The sequence below is a fragment of the Brevundimonas sp. Leaf280 genome, assembly GCF_001422455.1.
GTDB lineage: Bacteria > Pseudomonadota > Alphaproteobacteria > Caulobacterales > Caulobacteraceae > Brevundimonas.
On record NZ_LMNC01000002.1, the window covers coordinates 178,678 to 197,342 of the forward strand.

Sequence of the window (18,665 nt, forward strand, 5' to 3'; positions counted from 1 at the left end):
CCTTTGCATCACACGTCCAGGCGCGGGGAGGCGTCGGCCGCTTTTTGGTTTGTGGGTGATCACTTAGTCTGTTGCAGCGCATCATCCAAGCGCCCGAGACTTTCGTCGCGCCCAAGAGCCGACAAAGTTCGTGCAATATCAGGTGATGTTGACCCTGCGGTAAGCGCTGCGCGCATGGGCGGGCCGATTTTTCCGAACCCGACGCCCTCGGATTCCGCAAAGGCCTTGAGCTCGGCTTCCAGCGCAAAGACATCCCAGGATTGGAACAGGGACAGCCGCTCGCGCAGGCGGGCTAGGCGATCCAGCGTCTCACCGGACAGCAGCGCCTTCGCCTTATCGTCCAGGGTCAGCGGGCGCGATTTAAGTACGAAGACCGTTTGGTCGGCTAGGTCGAGGATCGTCTTGGCGCGATCCTTGACGAAAGGCATGGCGCGCTGAAGCCGGGCTTCGTCCGCCTCCGCCAGGGCGTGGCCCTTTTGCAGATGCGCATCCAGCGTCAGCTTGGCGAGCCGCTCGTCGTCGGCGAGACGCAGCCAGTGCGAGTTGACGTGGGCCAGCTTGTCAAAGTCCAAACGGGCCGGCGCCTTGCCGATGCCGGCGAGATCGAACCACTCGATGGCCTGGGCGTCGCTGAACAGTTCGTCGTCGCCGTGCGACCAGCCCAGGCGGGCCAGATAGTTGCGCATAGCCTCGGGCACGTAGCCCATCTCGGCGTATTCATGCACCGCCTGCGCGCCGTGACGCTTCGACAGCTTGGCGCCGTCCGGTCCGTGGATCAGGGGGATGTGGGCGAAGGTCGGACGCGTCCAACCCAATGCATCGTAGATCAGGCTCTGCCGCGCGGCGTTATTCAGATGGTCGTCGCCGCGAATGACGTGGGTCACCCCCATGTCGTGGTCGTCCACGACGACGGCGAGATTATAGGTCGGCGCGCCGTCCGAACGCAGCAGCACCAGATCGTCCAGGTCGTCGGTCGACCAGTTCACGTCGCCCTGGACCTCATCGGCTACCGTGACCGTCGTCGCCTTTGGCCGGCGGAAGCGCACGACGTGCGGCAGGGCCAGATCGTCGACGGTCGGCTCGCGGTCGCGCCAGGGCGATTCGAAAGTGCGCTTTTCCGCCTTGGCCTCGTCACGCAGACGACCGGTCTCCTCGGCCGAGGTGAAGTCGCGGTAGGCGTGGCCGGCTTCGAGCAGTTGATCAACCACCTCGCGGTGGCGGTCGGCGCGGCTGAACTGGAACACCGGCTCGTCGTCGGCGAACAGCTCCAGCCAGCTCAGGCCGTCGAAAATGGCCTTCACCGCCTCGTCCGTCGAGCGTTCGCGGTCGGTATCCTCGACACGGATCAGGAAACGCCCAGCGTGTCTCTTGGCATACAGCCAGTTGAACAAAGCGGTTCTCGCCCCGCCGATATGCAGATAGCCTGTCGGCGAGGGGGCGAAGCGGGTGACGACAGTCGAAGAAGGTGAGGTCATGGGGGAGGGGTCCGTAAGCGAGGCCCTTATACGCCCCGATGCGGCAAAACCTACCCCCGCTCCGCGATTGCGCGCCTGGCTGCATGCCGAAGTCGCCGCCCAGACCCTGAGATGGCGGCTATGGGCACCGGTCGCATTCGGCGCGGGCGGCGGCATCTATTTCGCCCTGCGAGCCGAGCCGGTCTTGTGGCCCTTGTTGCTGGGTGCCGTCTTAACCTTTGTGCTGTGGGTTGTGGCGCGTCGGCGCGCCGGGTCGCGACGTCTGACCTGGCTGCTGTTGATGGTGGCCTGCGCGTCAGGCGGGCTGGCGGCGGCCAAGGTGCGCACCGAAGCCGTCGCCGCGCCGATCGCGCCCGCCCTCAGCGAACCGACCGTGATCGAAGCCTGGGTTGTCGATGTCGACAGCCCGGGGCAGCGAGGCGCGCGGGTCGTGATCGCGCCGGTCTGGATTCGCGGACTGACGCCCGAACAGACGCCGGTGCGCTTGCGGGCGACGGTGCGGGGCGAGCCGCCGCGGCCCGGCGAAGCGATCCGCTTGTTCGCCATTCTGAATCCGCCGCCTGCGCCGGCCAGCCCCGGCGCCTACGATTTCGGGCGCAACGCCTTCTTTCAGGGGATGGGCGGCGTTGCGTTCGCCTTGAGCGACACGCGTACGGCCGATCTGACGCCGCCGCCGTGGCGACTTCGACTTGAAATGGCGGTCAACGGCGCCCGCTTCGCACTGGCCGAGAGGATCGTGGCAAGACTCGGCGAACGGACCGGCGGGATCGCCGCCGCCATGACGACCAGCCACGAAACCTGGATCAGTCAGGAGGACATGGATGTGATGCGCGATTCCGGCCTGGCGCACATCCTGTCGGTGTCAGGGCTGCATATGGCGATCGTCGGCGGTTTCGTCTTCTTCGCCGTGCGGCTGGGCGTGGCGGCCTGGCCCTGGTTGGCCTTGCGGGTTCACGGCAAGAAGGTCGCGGCCTTGGCGGGCCTGACGGCGGTCGGGGTCTATCTGGTGGTGTCGGGCGCGCCGCCCCCGGCCGAGCGGGCCGCCATCACCGCCTCCATCGCCTTTCTGGCCATCCTGCTGGATCGACAGGCGGTGACCATGCATGGCCTGGCTGTGGCGGCCTTCATCGTTTTGGCCATACAGCCTGAAGCCATCGTCACGCCGGGTTTCCAGATGTCGTTCGCGGCGACTGCGGCCTTGGTCGCCCTGGTCGAGGCTTGGCCGAAGCGCCCGCGCGAAATATCCGCGCCTTGGCCGATCCTGGCAGTCCAACGGCTGGGCGGGTGGCTGACGGCGGCTGTGGCGGCCAGCGTCGTCGCAGGATTGGCGACGGGACCTTTCGCCATGCAACATTTCAACCGCACCGCCATGTACGGACTGCTGGCCAATCTCGGCACGTCGCCCGTGGCGGACTTCATCCTGATGCCGGCGCTTGCCTTGGGCGCAGCGCTTGAGCCCTTGGGGCTGGGGGGACCGTTCCTGGCGGTCGCGGGATGGGGCGTGGATCTGATGCTGGCGATCGGCGCCTGGACGGCGGGGTTGCCTGGGGCGGTCAGAACGGTCGCCAGCGCGCCGAACTATGTCCTGCCGATCGCCTTTCTGGGCGTGCTGTTTGTCTGTCTGTGGCAGGGCCGCCTGCGATGGATGGGACTGCCCTTCGCAGCCGCCGTCCTGATCTGGCCGCGTGCGCCGACGCCGAACCTCTGGATTGGCGATGGCGGAACAAACGCCGCCTTTCACCGTGATCAGGCGGCCGTCGTGGTCCGGCCCGGCGTGCGCGAGTTTGCGGTGGATCTCTGGTCGCGGCGACGGGGGCTGACCATGATGGATCGGTCGGAGACGGGCTGGGTCTGCGACCGCTTTTCATGTCGCCCGGAGACCGGTGAGGCTGGCCCCGTGGCGATCTGGTGGGGGCGGAAGTCGCCGAGCTCAGATCAGATGGAGGCGTTATGCCGCGCAGCGCCCGTCGTCAGCGTCCGCGCTGTCGTCACCTCAATTCCAAGCGCCTGTCAGGATCGCCTTGTCCTGGACGGGGTGGATTTTGCGCGAGGCGGGGCAGTGGAGTTGTGGCGCGTCCGTTCGGGCGAGCCGAATCGATGGCGCGCGGTGTGGACGGCCGACGTTCGCGGCGACCGCCCCTGGGCGCGTCAGTCCGATCCGGACGTCAGTGATAGCGGCGCATAAGGCCGACCAGCTTGCCTTGGACCGCGACCTGATCCGAGCCGTAGATCTTGGTCTCGTAGTTGCGGTTGGCGGGTTCCAGCGCGATCGAGGCCCCCTTCTTGCGAAGGCGCTTCAGCGTCGCCTGCTCGCCTTCCACCAGAGCCACCACGATTTCTCCGGAGGCGGCGTTGTCGGTCGATTTGATCACCACCATGTCGCCGTTCAGGATGCCCGCCTCGATCATGGAGTCGCCCTCGATCTCCAACAGATAGTGCTCGCCCGAACCCAGCATGGATTCCGGGACCGGATAGCGCGCCGTTTCATGCTCGATTGCGTCGATCGGCGTGCCGGCGGCGATCTTGCCCATCAGCGGCAGTTCGCGGGTGTCGTTGGCCGCCATCGGAGCCGCAGGTCTGACACCGCCGCCGCCCTCGATGACGTCGGGCTTGAACCCGGCGCGACCGCGCGGCGCGCCGGCCGTCGCCTGTTCGGGCAGCTTCGTGACTTCCAAAGCGCGAGCGCGGTGAGCGAGACGGCGAATGAAGCCTCGTTCCTCCAGCGCCGTGATCAGCCGGTGAATGCCGGACTTGGAGGCCAGATCGAGCGCCTCCTTCATCTCGTCGAACGAAGGGGAGACGCCGGTCTCCTGGATGCGTTCGTGGATGAACATCAGCAGTTCGTGCTGTTTGCGCGTGAGCATCGCCAGGCCCTCATGCGCCCGCCGACGAATCGGAACGGGCCGTGAACATTTGTCGATGTTCTGTAAGTGTTCCTTGCTAATGTCAACTTAACGGCGAGGCTTGCCGCCGCGTCTCGGCTCAAACGGCCAGCAACTGACGGGTCGCCACCTCGACATCGGCCTGGCGCATCAGGCTCTCGCCGACCAGGATCGCCTGGGCATGGGCAGCCGAAACGCGCGCCACGTCGTCGGGCGTGAAGATGCCGCTCTCGGCGACCAGCAGAGCGCGCACGGGGCTGAGCATCGACAGCCGCTCCGTGGTTTCCAGATCGACCTCGAACGTGCGCAGCGAGCGATTATTGACCCCCACCAGATCGCCGCCCAGCGCACAAGCGCGCGCCATTTCTTCCTCGTCGTGCGTCTCGATCAGCGCGTCCATGCCAAAGCGTTCGGCTTCCGACAGCAGCTCGGCGGCCAACCGGTCATCGACCATGGCCAAGATGATTAGGATGCAGTCGGCGCCCAGGGCGCGGCTTTCGGCGACCTGCCAAGGATCGACCAAGAAATCCTTGCGCAGGCAGGGCAGGGCGACGGCCTCGCGGGCCTGGCCCAGATAGGCGTCGTCGCCCTGGAAGCTGGGGGCATCGGTCAGCACCGACAGACAGGCCGCACCGCCGGCCTCATAGGCGCGGGCCAGAGCCGGTGGATCGAAATCGGGCCGGATCAGGCCCTTAGACGGGCTGGCCTTCTTTATCTCGGCGATCAGGGCGGGACGACCGGTTTCCTCTCCGACCCGCTCCAAGGCGACGCGAAAGCCGCGCGGAGCCGACGCATTGCGGGCCAAGGCTTCGATCGCGTCCTGTGAGGTCGCAGCCTTGCGGGCAGCGACGTCCTCGCGCTTGTAGGCGGCGATACGGTCCAGAACGTCGGTCATGCGGGCTCTTCGCTTTCCAGCGGCGTGGAGGTGATGAGGGCCAGGCGATCCAGCGCCTCGGCGGCTCGACCGTCGTCGATAGCGGCCGCGGCGAGCGCGGCGCCCTCGGCCAGATCCGCCGCGCGGTCTGACACAACCAGGGCGGCGGCGGCGTTCAGCAGCACGATGTCGCGGTAGGGTCCGGCCGCGCCGGCCAGAAGCGCGCGCAGGGCGACGGCATTCTCCTCGGCGTCGCCGCCGCGAATGTCTGCGATAGAGGCGCGCGGCAGGCCGGCGTCCTCGGGCGTGACCTGGAAGCGACGAACCGCGCCATCCTTCCACTCGGCGACGTCCGTGGGTCCGGAAGTCGCCAGTTCGTCCAGGCCTTGACCGTGAACGGTCCAGGCCCGGGTGGCGCCGAGCCGGCCCAGCACCTCGGCCAGCGGCTCCAGCAGGCGCGGATCATAGACGCCCATAACCTGTCGCCTTGCAGACGCCGGGTTCGAAAGCGGTCCCAACAGGTTGAAGACGGTGCGAAAACCGATTTCGGCCCGCACCGGCCCGACGTGACGCATCGCCCCATGATAGGCGGGCGCGAACAGGAAGCAGATACCGGCCCCGTCCAACGCCTTCTTCTGCTGCGCCTGCGACGCCATCAGGTTCACGCCTAGGATCGACAAGACGTCGGAAGAGCCTGATTTCGATGACATTGCGCGGTTGCCATGCTTGGCGACCTTCAGACCGGCGCCGGCCAGAACCAGGGCTGCGGCGGTCGAGATATTGTACGTGTGCTGACCGTCGCCCCCGGTGCCGCAGGTGTCGATCACCTCATAGGGATGGTCCAGCGTCAGGGCGGCTTCACGCATGGCGCCCGCGAAGGCGGCGATCTCGTCCACGGTCTCGCCGCGCATCCGCATGGCGGTGACGGCGGCGGCGACTTGCGACGGGGTCGGCTCGCCGCGCAGGCAGGCGGCGAAGAAGTCGTGCGCCTGCTGGGACGTCAGGGAATGGCCCTCGACCAGTCGGGCGAGGATCGGCTTGAACCCGTCGCCCATGGTCAGGCGGCCGCGAGGCGCTTTACGCCGGCGATATCAAGGAAGTTGGCCAGCATGTCGTGACCATGTTCGGTGGCGATGGATTCCGGGTGGAACTGCACGCCGTGGATCGGGCGGACGCGATGCTGCAGGCCCATGATCTCGCCATCGGCGGTCCAGGCGGTGACCTCCAGACAGTCGGGCAAGGTTTCGCGCTTGACCGCCAGCGAGTGATAGCGTGTCGCGGTGAAGGGCGAGGGCAGGTCGGCGAAGACGCTCTGGCCCTCATGCAGGATCGGCGAGGTCTTGCCGTGCATCAGGGTCTTGGCGCGGATGACGTCGCCGCCGAACGCTTGGCCGATGGCCTGATGACCCAGGCATACGCCTAGGATCGGCATCGACGCTGGCGCTGTCGTGATCAACGGCAAACAGATGCCGGCCTGATCGGGCGCGCACGGGCCGGGCGACAGCAGAACGGCGGCGGGGTTCAGCGCCCACGCTTCGTCCACCGTCAGGTCGTCGTTGCGCACCACATGCGTCGGCGCGCCCAACTCCGCGAGGTAGTGGACGAGATTGTAGGTGAAGCTGTCGTAGTTATCGACGACGAGGATCATGGTTTGGCTTCTAGGCGTGACGCGCGTCCGCGCCAAGCGGGCGCGGCCTTAAAGCGCATTTTAACTCGGCGGGACTAGGACTGAGCGGGTGAAACTCGCCGCTGAACAAGACATCGCCGCCAAGATCGCCGCCGCCAAGGCGAAGCTGGTCGTGGTCGAAACCAAACCCAACCCCGTCGCCGCGCTTGGCGCAGCCGCGTTCGCGGCCACCGCAGCGGTTCTGATGGCGGGCGTCGTCATCATCGGCCCCGGCGTGCAGTTCAACGACCCGGCGATGACGATTTCGCGCTAGCGATTGCCGGTCCCAAAGCGCCAGGCGTCTTCCGCCGCCCGCATCGGCGCGCGCGCCTTGTGCTGGGTCTCTGCATATTCGGCCGCAGGGTCGCTGTCGGCGACGACGCCGGCCCCGGCCTGAACGAAGATCCGATCGTCAGCGAACAGGGCGGTGCGCAGGGTGATGCAGATGTCCGCCTCGCCGCCGGCCGAAATATAGCCGACGCCGCCGCCATAACCGACGCCGCGCTTTTCGCTTTCCAGTTCGTCGATGATCTCCATCGCGCGCACCTTGGGCGCGCCCGACAGTGTGCCGGCGGGCAGGGCGGCCAGCAGCGTGTCCACCGCGTCCAGCCTGGGATCAGCCTTGCCGCGCACGTTGGAGACAATGTGCATGACCTGACTGTAGCGTTCGACGACGAAGCTCTCGGTGACCTCGACCGTGCCGGGCGCCGCGACTCGCCCCACATCGTTGCGGCCCAGGTCCAGCAGCATCAGGTGCTCGGCCAGCTCTTTCGGATCAGCCAGCAGTTCGACTTCCAGCGCCTTGTCCGCCTCTGGCGTCGCGCCGCGCATGCGGGTGCCGGCCAACGGCCGGATCGTGACCTCGCCGTCTTTCAGCCGAACCAGGATCTCGGGGCTGGAGCCGGCGAGCTTGAAGCCTTCGAAGTTCAGATAGAACAGATAGGGCGACGGGTTCTGGCGACGCAGCGAGCGATAGAAGGCGAAGGGATCGTCCGTCCACGGCGCCGAAAAGCGGTGGCTGAGGACGACCTGGAAGATGTCGCCGGCGCCGATATAGTCCTTGGCTTTTGCGACCATCTCGCCGAAGGCCGGCTCGTCCACCCGCGAGGTGAAGACAGGAGCCGGCGTTTGCTGCGGAGCGGCGCGGACGGGCAGGGGTTCGCGCAAGGCCGTCTCGAACGCGTCCAGCCGCGCCGTCGCGGCGTCGAACGCCTCTTGCGCTGCGATGCCGGCGTCGGGATAGGCGGCCGACACCAGAACAATCTCGTGGCGGACCGAATCGAAGATGGCCACCAGCGACGGCCGCGTCAGCACGGCGTCGGGCAGATCGAGCGGATCGGGGTTTGGCGCACCCAGCGGCTCCAGCAATCGCACCATGTCGTAGCCGAAGACGCCAAACAGGCCGGCGGCCATCGGCGGCAATCCCTCCGGCAGATCGAACTTCGACGCCGCGATCAGTGCGCGCAGGGATTGCAGCGCCGGCAGGGGTTCGGCCGTAAACCGACCTTCACCTATGGCTGAGCCGCGCGACAATTCCGCCGCGTTGGATCGACAACGCCAGACCACATCGGGATCCAGCGTCAGGATGGAGTAGCGACCTTTGACCGCGCCACCCTCGACCGATTCCAGCAGACAGGCGTACGGCCGGTCGCGTCCCAGCTTCAGGTAGGCCGAGACCGGGGTTTCCAGGTCGTCGATGACCCGCCGGACCAGGACCTGCGGCCGACCGGCCGAAAGGCCGGCGGCGAAGGCGTCGAACGTGACGTCGCGCGAAGCGTCGTCGGTCATTGCGCCGGTGCGGCGGGCGTTGCGCCACCCGACAGACCCAGGGCCGACAGCGCTTGGGCCGGGTCGTTCTTGGCCTTGGAGCGCTGGGCGCCCGCCGAGACCGACGATTCGACCATCGCCTGCACCAACTCCTGGGTCAGGCGCGGGCGGACCTGCTCGGCCAGTGGTCCGGCCACGGCCGGACTGGCGGCGCGGACGTTGTCGACGCGGCCGACCACATAGGCGGTCTGCGACGCCGGCTGTGAGAAGGCCTGGCCCTTGGATTGGCCGAACAGACCTTGAAGCACGCCCTGACCTAAGGCTTCCTGGGTTTGCTGATTGCGGATGACGCCGGTGCGCACGGTCAGCGGCGCATTTACCGAGCGGGCGACTGCGGCGATGTCCTCGCCATTGCGCACGCGGGTCGTCAGTTCTTCAGCCTTGGCCGACAGGCGACGCATGGTCTCACGCTGGATCCATTGGGCGGCCAGGGGCTCGCGCACCTCGGCCAGGGTCGGCAGGGCCGACGGGCGGATGTCGTTGACGCGCACGGCGAAATACTGGCCCTGACCGGCGTCGATGACGTCGCTTTCGCCGCCCTTGGTCAGGCTCCAGGCCGTCTCGAAGATTTGCGGCGGGGCGTTCAGCGCCTGACCGTTCGGCAGCTTGCCGTCCTTGGTGAAGGGCGGCAGATCGACGATGCGACCGCCGGCTTCACGCGCCGCGTCAGCCAGATTCTTGCCGGCGGTGCGGGCGGCTTCGTATTTCTCGACCTTGGCGTAGGTCTGGGTCTTCACGTCCTCGGCGCGCAGTTCCTGGATCAGTTCCTCGCGAGCGCTGTCCAGCGTTGCGGGCGCAGCGGGTTGAACCGCCGTGACCTTGGCGACGGCGAAGCCGACACCGGCCTGGACCGGATTGGACACCTGATTGGCTTGCAGGCCGAAGACGGCGGCTGCGGTTGCGGCGTCGCCGATGGCCGAGCGGGGGGTTTCGTTGAAGGCGGCCGGCGTGATGTTGTTGGCGCGGCCGACGTCGGCGGGCGATTGGCCCGCGCGCAGGGCGGCGGCGATCTTCTGGGCCGTCTCGCGGTTGGGCGCAGTCAGGGTGACGAACGAGCGCGTCTCGGGCGTGCTCAGCGTGTCCTTCTTGAACTCGAAGCGCTCGCGGATGCGGTCTTCCGAGATCGGCGCATTGGCCGAAGCCTCAGGCGTGAACAGAACCACCGACACCATGCGGAACTCGGGCGCGCGCAGGCGGTCGGCGTTCTCCTGGATGAAGGCGTTCAACTGGGCGTCGGTCGGGGCGGGGATCTGACCGGCCATCGCCGGGGTCACCTCAAACCAACGACCGTCGCGGCTTTCGAAGGCGGAACCGGCCAGCAGCGCGCCATAGATGCGCGGCACGCGGGCGCCGGCGAAGACGGCGGCGCCGAAATGCTCCGTCGCGTACTGATCGCGCAGGTCCTGCTCCAGCATGGCGGGCGTCAGATTTTGTTGCGCCAGAGCCGCCTCATAGGCCTGCTGGTCGAACTGTCCGGTGACCGAGTTGAAGAAGGCCGGGATCTGGCGGATCTGCTTGACGATCAGTTCCTTGCCCGGGCGGATGCCCGCCTTGTAGGCCCAGTTCAGGAAGCCCAGCTGCTGCGTCTGCTCGGTCAGGAAGCGAACGTGAATGTTTTCCGCGACCAGCTCCTGGTTCGTCAGGGGACGGCCGACCTGCTGCTGCAGCCGTTCACGTACCTGATCGAAGGCGGTGCGGAACTCGACTTCGTTCATCGAGCGGTCGCCCGCGTCGATGACGTGTTTTGGTCCCAGGTTGGAGAAGACATCCATCCGCGCGCCGACGATCACGAAGCTGATCGCGATCAGGACAAGCAGGGCGGCCGCCCATTTGGATCGAGAGAAGGCGCGGAAGGCGGTGAGCATTCGAAAACCCGGGACTGGCCGATATTGGCGTCAATCGTCGCGTATAGTCGGGCCGGGGCCGCCGCTGCAAGGATGGCTTCGTGTCCGGATTGCGGCGGCACCTCTTGGCTTGGCGGTTTTCGCCTTCTAGACAGGCGGCCATGAAACAATCCGTGAAGATGATCGTCGGCAATTGGAAGATGAACGGCGTCTCGGCCGCCTTGGCGCAGGCTGAGGCGATCAGGGACGCCGTCGGAACGACGGAGCAGGGATGCCGTGTGGTGCTATGCCCGCCGGCGACGCTGATCTCGCGTATGCAGTCCGCGCTGGCAGGCAGCGGCGTGGGCGTGGGCGGTCAAGATTGCCATGAGAAGCCCGCCGGCGCCTTCACCGGCTCGGTGTCGGCCGAAATGCTGCTCGACGCCGGCGCGACCGTGGTGATTCTGGGGCATTCCGAACGCCGCTCGGCTTTCGGCGAGACTGATGCGGACGTCGCCGCCAAGGTCGAGGCCGCCATCGCTGCCGGACTGGAGCCCATCGTGTGCGTCGGTGAAACCTTGCAGCAGCGGGAAGCGGGCGACGCCATCGCCGTGGTGTCGGGCCAGGTCGCGGGCTCGCTGCCGTCCAGCTTGGCCGAGCGCGACTTCGCGGTGGCTTATGAACCCGTCTGGGCCATCGGGACGGGCCTGACCCCGACGCTGGATCAGATCGCCGAGGTGCATGCCGCCGTGCGCGCCGCCATCGTCGAAAAGCTGGGAGAGGGCGCTCGCACCGCGCCCATTTTGTATGGCGGTTCGGTCAAACCGGAGAATGCGCGCGACATTCTGGCTACGCCGGAAGTCGGCGGCGCCCTGGTCGGCGGCGCGTCCTTGAAGGCCGAGGACTTCATGCCGATCGTCAACGCCGCCGCGTGACGTTTGCCCCTGGCGCGCTTCGATGATAGAGGCCGCCGCTTGATCGGCGCAGATCCGCGCCCACATGAATGACGCCATGCTCCAGACCATCCTGCTCGTCGCCATCATCATCGTCGCCATCGCGCTGACGGGCATCGTCCTGCTTCAGAAGTCCGAGGGCGGCGCCCTGGGCATGGGCGGCGGTCCGTCGGGCTTCATGACCGCACGCGGGGCAGGCAATCTTCTGACCGTCACCACCTGGTGGCTTGCGGCCGCGCTGTTCGCCCTGACGATCATTCTGACCGTCGTCGGCAATATGGATCGCGCCTCGGTGTCCGGCATCGACGCCGAAGCTGTGGGTTCGTTGGCCACGACGCCGCAGACCCAGACGCAACAGCCCGCCCAGCAGCAGCCCGCTGCGCCGGCCAAACCGGCGACGCCTTCGCTGGATGATCTGGAAGCCAGCCTGCCGTCGGCCTCCACGGCGCCGGCGCCGGCCCAGCAGCCCGCCCAGTAAGGCTCAGACAGAGACCCGAGTTTCAGAAAGCGCGCCGCAGGGCGCGCTTTCTTCTTTTGATCAACAGTTCGATTCGACGGCGGCATGACCGAGCCGCGAATCATCGAGTAAGGTGTCCCCCCATGGCTCGCTATGTGTTCATCACCGGCGGCGTGGTTTCCTCGCTAGGAAAAGGCCTCGCCTCCGCCGCTCTCGGCGCTCTTTTGCAGGCGCGCGGCTACAAGGTCCGCCTGCGCAAGCTCGACCCCTATCTGAATGTCGATCCGGGCACGATGAGCCCTTATCAGCACGGCGAGGTCTTCGTGACCGACGACGGCGCGGAGACGGACTTGGACCTGGGCCACTACGAGCGGTTCACCGGCGTGTCGGCGGCCAAGTCCGACAACATCACGACCGGCCGGATCTATTCGACCATCCTGGAGAAGGAGCGTCGCGGCGACTATCTGGGCGCCACCGTCCAGGTCATTCCGCACGTGACCGACCAGATCAAATCCTTCTGCCTGACGCCCGCCCTGACCGACGCGGGCGAAGACGTCGACTTCGTGCTGGTCGAGATCGGCGGCACGGTCGGCGACATCGAAGGGCTGCCCTTCTTTGAGGCGATCCGCCAGTTGGGGCAGGACCTGCCGCGCGGCCAGAGTTGCTTTGTCCATCTGACGCTGCTGCCGTTCATCAAGACGGCCGGCGAGATGAAGACCAAGCCGACCCAGCACTCGGTCAAGGAACTGCGCTCCATCGGCATCCAGCCGGACATCCTGCTGTGCCGCTGCGAGCAGCCGATCCCGGCCGAGGAAAAGCGCAAGATCGGTCAGTTCTGCAACGTGCGCGAAAGCGGCGTCATCCAGGCGATGGACTCCGCCGACATCTATGCCGTGCCGCTGGACTATCATCGTGAGGGTCTGGACCGCGAGGTCCTGGCGCATTTCGGCATCAACGATGCGCCCGAGCCGGATCTGACCGGCTGGCAGGAGATCGCGCGCCGCCGCCTGCAGCCCGATGGCGAAGTCACCATCGCCGTGGTCGGCAAATACACGGTCCTCAAGGACGCCTATAAGTCCCTGATCGAGGCGCTTCACCACGGCGGCGTGGCCAACAACGTCAAGGTCAACATCGACTGGGTCGAGGCCGACACCTTCGAAGGCGATCCCGAGGCCTGCGAGGAGCGGCTGCAAGGCGCGCACGCCGTCCTGGTGCCGGGCGGCTTCGGCGAGCGCGGCTCGGAAGGCAAGATCGAGGCGGCCCGCTTCGCCCGTGAGCGCAACATCCCTTACTTCGGCATCTGCTTCGGCATGCAGATGGCGGTGATCGAGGCGGCGCGGAACCTGGCCGGCTATCCCAAGGCCTCGTCAACCGAGTTCGGCCCGACCGCCGAGCCGGTCGTTGGCCTGATGACCGAATGGACCCAAGGCAACCAACGCGTCCTGCGTCAGCAGGGCGGCGACCTGGGCGGCACCATGCGTCTCGGCGCCTATGATTCGACTCTGACAGCCGGGTCCAAGATCGCTGAGATCTACGGCTCGACCGCGATCAGCGAGCGTCACCGCCACCGCTACGAGGTCAACATCAACTATCGCGAGGCGATCGAGCAGAGGGGCGGGCTGGTCTTCGCCGGTCTCTCGCCTGACGGCGTCCTGCCCGAGACGGTTGAACGCCCGGACCACCCCTGGTTCATCGGCGTTCAGTATCACCCCGAGCTGAAGAGCCGTCCGTTCGCGCCGCACCCGCTGTTCGCCAGCTTCATCGGCGCGGCCGTGGTGCAAAGCCGGCTGGTCTGACGGAACGCGGTTCGCACAGACTCCATCAGGTCCGCGTTTTGCAGTAGACTGTCCGGAACGGATCGAATTGGCACGATCCGAATGCGGCGGGACCGTCGATGATCGGCGAGTTGCTTTATCACCTGCACCGGCACGTGCGCCTGGTGCTGATCGCCGGAGCGCTGATGCTCATGCTCGGCGTGGTCTTGGTCGGCTATGAAGCGCTGCGCGTTCTGGACCAGCCGCCGGCCCGCCCGGCCGAAGCCGGACAGGCCTTGAGCTAGATCAGTCGATCTTCAGCCGCACGAAGAGCATCGCCCCGTCGGGATCGCCGCCGTACAGCGGCTCCAACGCCATCGGCACACGGTTCATGGCGTAGAGACCGCCGAGGCCGAAACGGACGTGTTCGGCGATCCGCCAGTCGCGGACCACGCCGACCGAAGCCTTGCCCACCGTATAGAGCGGGCCATGGCCGCCGCCGACGCCGGGAACCAGTTCATCCGTCTCGATCCGCTCGGCTCGGGCGAAGACGGTCCAGCGGTCGTTCGGATGGACCGCCGATTCCAGCAGCCAGCCGTCTTTCGACTCGCCGTGGTCATTGGTCTTGCGGCCCCAAGCCAGGGTCGAGGACAACCAGCCGTCTTCGCCTAGTCGCCGCGTATGGATGGCGCTGGCCGACCATTTCGTCTCGTCCTCGTCGGGTTCCAGCTGTTCCGGCGCGGAAACATCGGCGTAGGAGGCTTGCAGCGACCATTCGTCGCTTGGATTCCAGACTGCGCGAACGGACCAACTGTCCAGCCGTGGCGAATCGATGCCCCAGCGTTCCTCGTCCGGCTCGCGTCCCTTGAAGGCCGAGGTCTCGATCTTGAAGCGATCGTGCGCCCAGCCCAGGGTCGTCACGCCGAAGACGATATGGGTCGAATCCAGCCAGTGGTGGGTGATCGGCGCCTCGGGACTGTCCATCGCGCTCATGCGGTGCATGAAGGCGGGCGGGCCGAAGGCAGGTTCGCCGGGCAGGCCGATGTAGCCATAGACGCTGTCCTTGTCGGACAGACGCTTCGAATAGCTGGCCGACAGCTCCATGAAGAGATCATGCGGATGCTGTCGATCGACCAGAGGATTGACCCCGTCTGCCGTCTCGCCCGCCGCCAGAAGCAGCGGATAACCGGACTTGCCCATCAGTGGGTCGGGACTGAGCATGGCGCGCAGGTTCAGCTTCGAACCGTCGTCGAAGTCACGCCGCGCCGAGGTCATGAGCATGCCGGCAACGAAGGTCTTGTCGCCGCCGCGCCCTCCGGACTGGGTGTCATAGACCAGGTTCAGCATGGCGTGGGTCATCACCATCCAATCGCCACGGACGCTGTGGATTCCGCCGTGTTCGCTGGCGTCGGTCTGCCAGCCGGTGCCTGAGGCGTCGCGGCTCATGGGCCAGGGGCCATACGGGCTGGTCATCGTGTGACCCATGCTGGCGTGATCGGTCATCGGCTCGGCCGATGACATGGGCATGTCGTGGCCTGCGTGCGGATCGGCAGTGGGCTTGGTCGACGCGTGGTGCGCGTGATCCTGCGCCGCCGCGGCCTGAGCCAGGGCGAGCAGGGTTGCGCCGGCGCAGGCGCCGACGAGAGTACGGATAGCCATTCAAGGCCTCCTCTGATGATCGTGACGGAGTGCGCCTTGCGAGAAGCGCGAGGTGTGTCAGACGAACAGGAGGCGGGGTGGTCCGGGGTCGGGCGCCAGCAGGCGACCGGCCGGCAGAGCGGCCGGAACGGCGACGACGCGCGACGGCGACAGGGTCGGACCGGAAACCGGCGCGGGGTCCAGCGTCGGCGTCGCCACGCAGGCGACGCAGCAGATCATCGCTTTCATGGCCTTGGGAGCCTGGTTCGGGGTCTGGTCGGGCGAGGACTGGCCTGTCTCATGGCCCGTCTCATGGCAAGGCGCGGCGGTCGCCGGCGACGCCGACGCGCCGACCGCGCCGAGCGCCAGCACCGACAGGGCGCTGATCAGCAGCAACAGGGATTGGACCATCTTCACGGCGTCAGGATAGGCGTCGGGTGATGACGCCGCAATGCGTCAGCGCAGCGGCTTTTTGTCGACAAGCGGTAGGCCCGCCGCGTCGGGCGCTGTGGCGCCGCCATTGCCCAGCGCGCGCTGCATGAACACCACGTCGCGCCAGTCGTCGTGCTTCCAGCCGGCCGCCTTGAACACGCCGGCGTCGGTGAAGCCGCGCGTGCGGTGCAGGGCGATTGAGCCGACGTTCTCCGAATCGCCGATGACCGCGACCATCTGACGAAGACCCAGCGCTTCGCACCGAACGATCAACGCATCGAGCAGGGCGCCGGCGACGCCGCGCCCCCTGGCCCAGGGCGCGACGTAGATGGAGTCCTCGACCATATAGCGATAGGCCTGACGCGTGCGAAACGGCCCGGCATAGGCGTATCCGGCGACCGCGCCGTCGATCTCGACCACCAGTCGCGGCAGGCCGAGCGCCTCGACGGCGGCGAGCCTTGCGGCCATCTCGGTCTCGTCAGGCGCCTCCAGCTCGAAGGTGCCGCGCCCATTGGCGACGCTTTCGGCATAGATGGCCGTGATCGCCGCAATGTCGTCGGGACCGGCGTCGCGAACCGTCAGTCCGCTCACGCGTGCTCCCAACCCTTGTCGATGGCCCAGACGGCGAAGGCGTAGTCGTGGGCGACTTCCTTCAGATAGTCGAACCGCCCGGCCGCGCCGCCGTGACCAGCCTCCATATTGATCTTCAGCAGCACGGGCTTGCCCGAGGTGGTGGCGGGCCGAAGTTTGGCCACCCACTTCTCCGGCTCCCAGTAGGTGACGCGCGGATCGGACAGGCCGCCCGTCGCCAGCACCGCCGGATAGGCTTTCAGTTCGACCTGATCGTAGGGGCTGTAGCTCATCATGTAATCGTAGGCGGCGGGGTCCTCGATCGGGTTGCCCCACTCGGGCCATTCGGGCGGCGTCAGCGGCAGGGAGGTGTCCGACATGGTGTTGATCACGTCCACGAACGGCACCTGACCGATGATCCCGGCCCACAGGTCGGGCCGCATATTGTTGACCGCCCCCATCAGCAGACCGCCGGCCGATCCGCCCTGAGCGACGATGTTTCCAGCCGTCGCGTACTTCTTGTCGATCAGGTGTTCGGCGGAAGCGATGAAGTCGGTGAAGGTGTTCTTCTTCGTCATCTTCCGGGCGTCCAGGAACCAGCCCCAGCCCTTGTCGGACCCGCCCCGAATGTGGGCGATGGCGTATATCCAGCCGCGATCCACCAGCGACAGCCGGTTGGTCGAGAAGCTGGCCGGCATGGGGATGCCGTAGGAGCCGTATCCGTAGAGCAGCAGGGGCGCCGAACCATCGACTGGCGTCGATTTGCGACGCAGCACCGTCACCGGCACCAACTGGCCGTCCGATGCCGGCGCGTTCAGCCTCTCGACCACATAGTCTTCAATGTTGTGACCGGACGGGATCTGCTGCGTTTTGCGCAGGGTCCGCTCGCGCGACGCCATGTCGTAGTCGAACGTCTGCGTCGGCGTCGACGGCGAGTTGTAGGTGTAGCGTGTGGTCGTCGTCTCGTATTCGGAGGCGCCGGCCAGCGACAGGGCGAAGGCCGGTTCGTCGACCGCGATCTCATGCTCGGCGCCGGTCCGATCGCGGATGATGATGCGGGTGTTGGCGTCGGCACGTTCCTGACGCGCCAGGTGATCATTCGTCAGGTCCAGGCCTTCGATGAAACGACCGGGCGTGTGGGGGACCAGGTCGGTCCAGTTCGCCTTGGACGGCGTCGTCGTCGGGGCCTGGACGATCTTGAAATCGATGGCGTCGTCGGCGTTGGTCCGGATCACCCAGCGGTCGCCCCAGTGATCGACGTCGTAGCGGATGGCCACCACGCGCGGCTCCAGCACCACGGGTTCGGCCGTCGGCGTGGCGGCGGGGATATAGCGCGCCTCCGACGTTTCCTGGTTCTGGATGCCGATGATGATGAACTGGTCGTCGGCCGTTCGTCCGACGCCGATGAACATGCCGTCGTCGGCCTCCTCATAGACCAGTGCAGTTTCGCCGCCGCGCGCCGCACGACGGAAGATCTTGTCGGGGCGGCCGTTGTCGTCGCGATTGGTCCAGAAGATCCACTGGCTGTCCGGCGAGAAGACGAAGTCGCCGGTGGCGCTGTCGATCACGTCGGGCAGGACTTCGCCGGTCGCCAGATCCTTGACGTAGATCTTGTGGACCTCGGAGCCCTGGGCGTCCTCGGCATAGGCGAACAGCGTATGATCCGGGCTGTGGCTCGCAGCCGACACTTCCGAATAGGCCTTGCCCTTGGCCAGTTCGTTGGCGTCCAGCAGCAGCTGAGGCGTGGGGGCCATGACGAAATTCTTCGTCACCGGCTGACCGTCGACCATCCACGTGCCCTGACGCTCGACGCGCATGTAGCGGGGGTGCTGATCGCCGGTCTGGTATTCGACATAGTAGTTCCAGCCGCCGTCCGGCGCGGGAACCGAGCTGTCGTCTTCCTTGATGCGACCGCGCATCTCGGCAAACATCGTCTCCTGCAAGGGCAGGGTGGAGGCCATCATGGCCTCGCGGTAGGCGTTCTCGGCGGTCAGGTGTTCCTTAACCTCGGCCTTGATCAAGGTCGGATCGCGCAGGACCGCCTGCCAATTGTCGTCCTTCATCCACTGATAGTCGTCGGTCCGGGTGCGGCCCAGTTGTTCGATGACGACAGGGATTTTCTTGGCGACGGGCGGCTGAGGCATGGGGGATCCGGTGGACTGACGGGCGAGCGCGGGGGAGGCCGAGACGGCGAGGGCGGTCGCCGCCGTGGACATGATCAGTTGCCGACGATTCATCGGACGCTCCCTGCTTGTTTGAAGGGCGGACCTTGAAGGTCCGGCCCCCTCTACGTCAAACGGAGAAACGCCGAGCC

Annotated in this window: 17 protein-coding genes; 6 read left to right on the forward strand and 11 right to left on the reverse strand. The window is 66.7% G+C overall.

Features of this window, described 5'->3' with window-relative positions:
• Positions 1-59: 59 nt before the first annotated feature.
• Positions 60-1,475 (reverse strand): glutamate--tRNA ligase, encoded by a 1,416-nt coding sequence (gene gltX / locus ASF31_RS04400; RefSeq protein ID WP_055753520.1) that lies wholly within the window; start codon positions 1,473-1,475, stop codon positions 60-62.
• 67 nt (positions 1,476-1,542) lie between these two features.
• Between gltX and ASF31_RS04405 the strand changes: the two genes are divergently transcribed.
• Positions 1,543-3,660: a ComEC/Rec2 family competence protein gene (locus ASF31_RS04405; protein WP_082465012.1), complete on the forward strand. Its 2,118-nt coding sequence runs from the start codon at positions 1,543-1,545 to the stop codon at positions 3,658-3,660.
• On the opposite strand, the gene lexA is transcribed toward ASF31_RS04405, so the two are convergent.
• The 4 genes from lexA to ASF31_RS04425 all read right to left on the reverse strand — a co-directional run bounded on the left by lexA (position 3,641) and on the right by ASF31_RS04425 (position 6,879).
• Positions 3,641-4,339: a transcriptional repressor LexA gene (gene lexA, locus ASF31_RS04410; protein WP_039247444.1), complete on the reverse strand. Its 699-nt coding sequence runs from the start codon at positions 4,337-4,339 to the stop codon at positions 3,641-3,643. The two genes, ASF31_RS04405 and lexA, sit on opposite strands and share 20 nt — an antisense overlap.
• Positions 4,340-4,457: 118 nt before the next feature.
• Complete coding sequence (gene trpC, locus ASF31_RS04415) at positions 4,458-5,252, reverse strand: indole-3-glycerol phosphate synthase TrpC (protein ID WP_055753522.1); 795 nt, start codon at positions 5,250-5,252, stop codon at positions 4,458-4,460.
• The gene (trpD, locus tag ASF31_RS04420; RefSeq protein WP_055753523.1) at positions 5,249-6,286 is read right to left on the reverse strand and encodes an anthranilate phosphoribosyltransferase; all 1,038 of its coding nucleotides are present in this window, start codon (positions 6,284-6,286) and stop codon (positions 5,249-5,251) included. Before trpD ends, trpC begins: the two co-directional genes overlap by 4 nt.
• A 2-nt stretch (positions 6,287-6,288) precedes the next feature.
• Entirely contained in the window at positions 6,289-6,879 is a 591-nt protein-coding gene (locus ASF31_RS04425) for an aminodeoxychorismate/anthranilate synthase component II (RefSeq protein ID WP_055753524.1), read from the reverse strand.
• 88 nt (positions 6,880-6,967) lie between these two features.
• On the opposite strand from ASF31_RS04425, the gene ASF31_RS04430 reads away from it, so the two are divergent.
• Positions 6,968-7,171: a hypothetical protein gene (locus tag ASF31_RS04430; RefSeq protein WP_055753525.1), complete on the forward strand. Its 204-nt coding sequence runs from the start codon at positions 6,968-6,970 to the stop codon at positions 7,169-7,171.
• Here the strand turns inward: ASF31_RS04430 and trpE are convergent.
• Both trpE and ASF31_RS04440 read right to left on the reverse strand, forming a co-directional pair.
• On the reverse strand, positions 7,168-8,685 hold the full coding sequence (gene trpE / locus ASF31_RS04435) for an anthranilate synthase component I (protein WP_055753526.1): 1,518 nt from the start codon (positions 8,683-8,685) through the stop codon (positions 7,168-7,170). The two genes, ASF31_RS04430 and trpE, sit on opposite strands and share 4 nt — an antisense overlap.
• Positions 8,682-10,589: a peptidylprolyl isomerase gene (locus tag ASF31_RS04440; RefSeq protein WP_055753527.1), complete on the reverse strand. Its 1,908-nt coding sequence runs from the start codon at positions 10,587-10,589 to the stop codon at positions 8,682-8,684. The genes trpE and ASF31_RS04440 overlap by 4 nt, the downstream gene beginning before the upstream one ends.
• Before the next feature lie 140 nt (positions 10,590-10,729).
• Between ASF31_RS04440 and tpiA the strand changes: the two genes are divergently transcribed.
• The 4 genes from tpiA (at position 10,730) to ASF31_RS14615 (ending at position 14,016) form a co-directional block, all read left to right on the forward strand.
• A complete protein-coding gene (gene tpiA, locus ASF31_RS04445) occupies positions 10,730-11,482 on the forward strand; it encodes a triose-phosphate isomerase (protein WP_055753528.1) in 753 nt (250 codons plus the stop codon).
• A 64-nt stretch (positions 11,483-11,546) separates the two neighbouring features.
• Positions 11,547-11,978: a preprotein translocase subunit SecG gene (gene secG / locus ASF31_RS04450; RefSeq protein WP_055753529.1), complete on the forward strand. Its 432-nt coding sequence runs from the start codon at positions 11,547-11,549 to the stop codon at positions 11,976-11,978.
• A gap of 122 nt (positions 11,979-12,100) precedes the next feature.
• Positions 12,101-13,753, forward strand: a complete 1,653-nt coding sequence (locus ASF31_RS04455; RefSeq protein WP_055753530.1) for a CTP synthase — start codon at positions 12,101-12,103, stop codon at positions 13,751-13,753.
• A 98-nt stretch (positions 13,754-13,851) separates the two neighbouring features.
• On the forward strand, positions 13,852-14,016 hold the full coding sequence (locus tag ASF31_RS14615) for a hypothetical protein (RefSeq protein ID WP_200918565.1): 165 nt from the start codon (positions 13,852-13,854) through the stop codon (positions 14,014-14,016).
• 1 nt (position 14,017) lies between these two features.
• On the opposite strand, the gene ASF31_RS04460 is transcribed toward ASF31_RS14615, so the two are convergent.
• Genes ASF31_RS04460 through ASF31_RS04475 form a run of 4 tightly spaced genes read right to left on the reverse strand, consistent with a single transcriptional unit; the run spans position 14,018 to position 18,588 of the window.
• Positions 14,018-15,370, reverse strand: a complete 1,353-nt coding sequence (locus ASF31_RS04460) for a hypothetical protein (RefSeq protein ID WP_055753531.1) — start codon at positions 15,368-15,370, stop codon at positions 14,018-14,020.
• Between the two features lie 57 nt (positions 15,371-15,427).
• Entirely contained in the window at positions 15,428-15,760 is a 333-nt protein-coding gene (locus tag ASF31_RS04465; protein ID WP_235551264.1) for a hypothetical protein, read from the reverse strand.
• A 45-nt stretch (positions 15,761-15,805) separates the two neighbouring features.
• Entirely contained in the window at positions 15,806-16,372 is a 567-nt protein-coding gene (locus ASF31_RS04470) for a GNAT family N-acetyltransferase (RefSeq protein ID WP_055753533.1), read from the reverse strand.
• Positions 16,369-18,588, reverse strand: a complete 2,220-nt coding sequence (locus ASF31_RS04475; protein ID WP_055753534.1) for a S9 family peptidase — start codon at positions 18,586-18,588, stop codon at positions 16,369-16,371. The genes ASF31_RS04470 and ASF31_RS04475 overlap by 4 nt, the downstream gene beginning before the upstream one ends.
• Positions 18,589-18,665 lie beyond the last annotated feature (77 nt).

Bases quoted from the DNA above. Each gene is read 5' to 3' on its own strand.
- gltX (WP_055753520.1), bottom strand. From the start codon at position 1,475: ATGACCTCACCTTCTTCGACTGTCGTCACCCGCTTCGCCCCCTCGCCG.
- lexA (WP_039247444.1), bottom strand. From the start codon at position 4,339: ATGCTCACGCGCAAACAGCACGAACTGCTGATGTTCATCCACGAACGC.
- trpC (WP_055753522.1), bottom strand. From the start codon at position 5,252: ATGACCGACGTTCTGGACCGTATCGCCGCCTACAAGCGCGAGGACGTC.
- trpD (WP_055753523.1), bottom strand. From the start codon at position 6,286: ATGGGCGACGGGTTCAAGCCGATCCTCGCCCGACTGGTCGAGGGCCAT.
- ASF31_RS04425 (WP_055753524.1), bottom strand. From the start codon at position 6,879: ATGATCCTCGTCGTCGATAACTACGACAGCTTCACCTACAATCTCGTC.
- trpE (WP_055753526.1), bottom strand. From the start codon at position 8,685: ATGACCGACGACGCTTCGCGCGACGTCACGTTCGACGCCTTCGCCGCC.
- ASF31_RS04440 (WP_055753527.1), bottom strand. From the start codon at position 10,589: ATGCTCACCGCCTTCCGCGCCTTCTCTCGATCCAAATGGGCGGCCGCC.
- tpiA (WP_055753528.1), top strand. From the start codon at position 10,730: ATGAAACAATCCGTGAAGATGATCGTCGGCAATTGGAAGATGAACGGC.
- secG (WP_055753529.1), top strand. From the start codon at position 11,547: ATGAATGACGCCATGCTCCAGACCATCCTGCTCGTCGCCATCATCATC.
- ASF31_RS04455 (WP_055753530.1), top strand. From the start codon at position 12,101: ATGGCTCGCTATGTGTTCATCACCGGCGGCGTGGTTTCCTCGCTAGGA.
- ASF31_RS14615 (WP_200918565.1), top strand. From the start codon at position 13,852: ATGATCGGCGAGTTGCTTTATCACCTGCACCGGCACGTGCGCCTGGTG.
- ASF31_RS04460 (WP_055753531.1), bottom strand. From the start codon at position 15,370: ATGGCTATCCGTACTCTCGTCGGCGCCTGCGCCGGCGCAACCCTGCTC.
- ASF31_RS04465 (WP_235551264.1), bottom strand. From the start codon at position 15,760: ATGGTCCAATCCCTGTTGCTGCTGATCAGCGCCCTGTCGGTGCTGGCG.
- ASF31_RS04475 (WP_055753534.1), bottom strand. From the start codon at position 18,588: ATGAATCGTCGGCAACTGATCATGTCCACGGCGGCGACCGCCCTCGCC.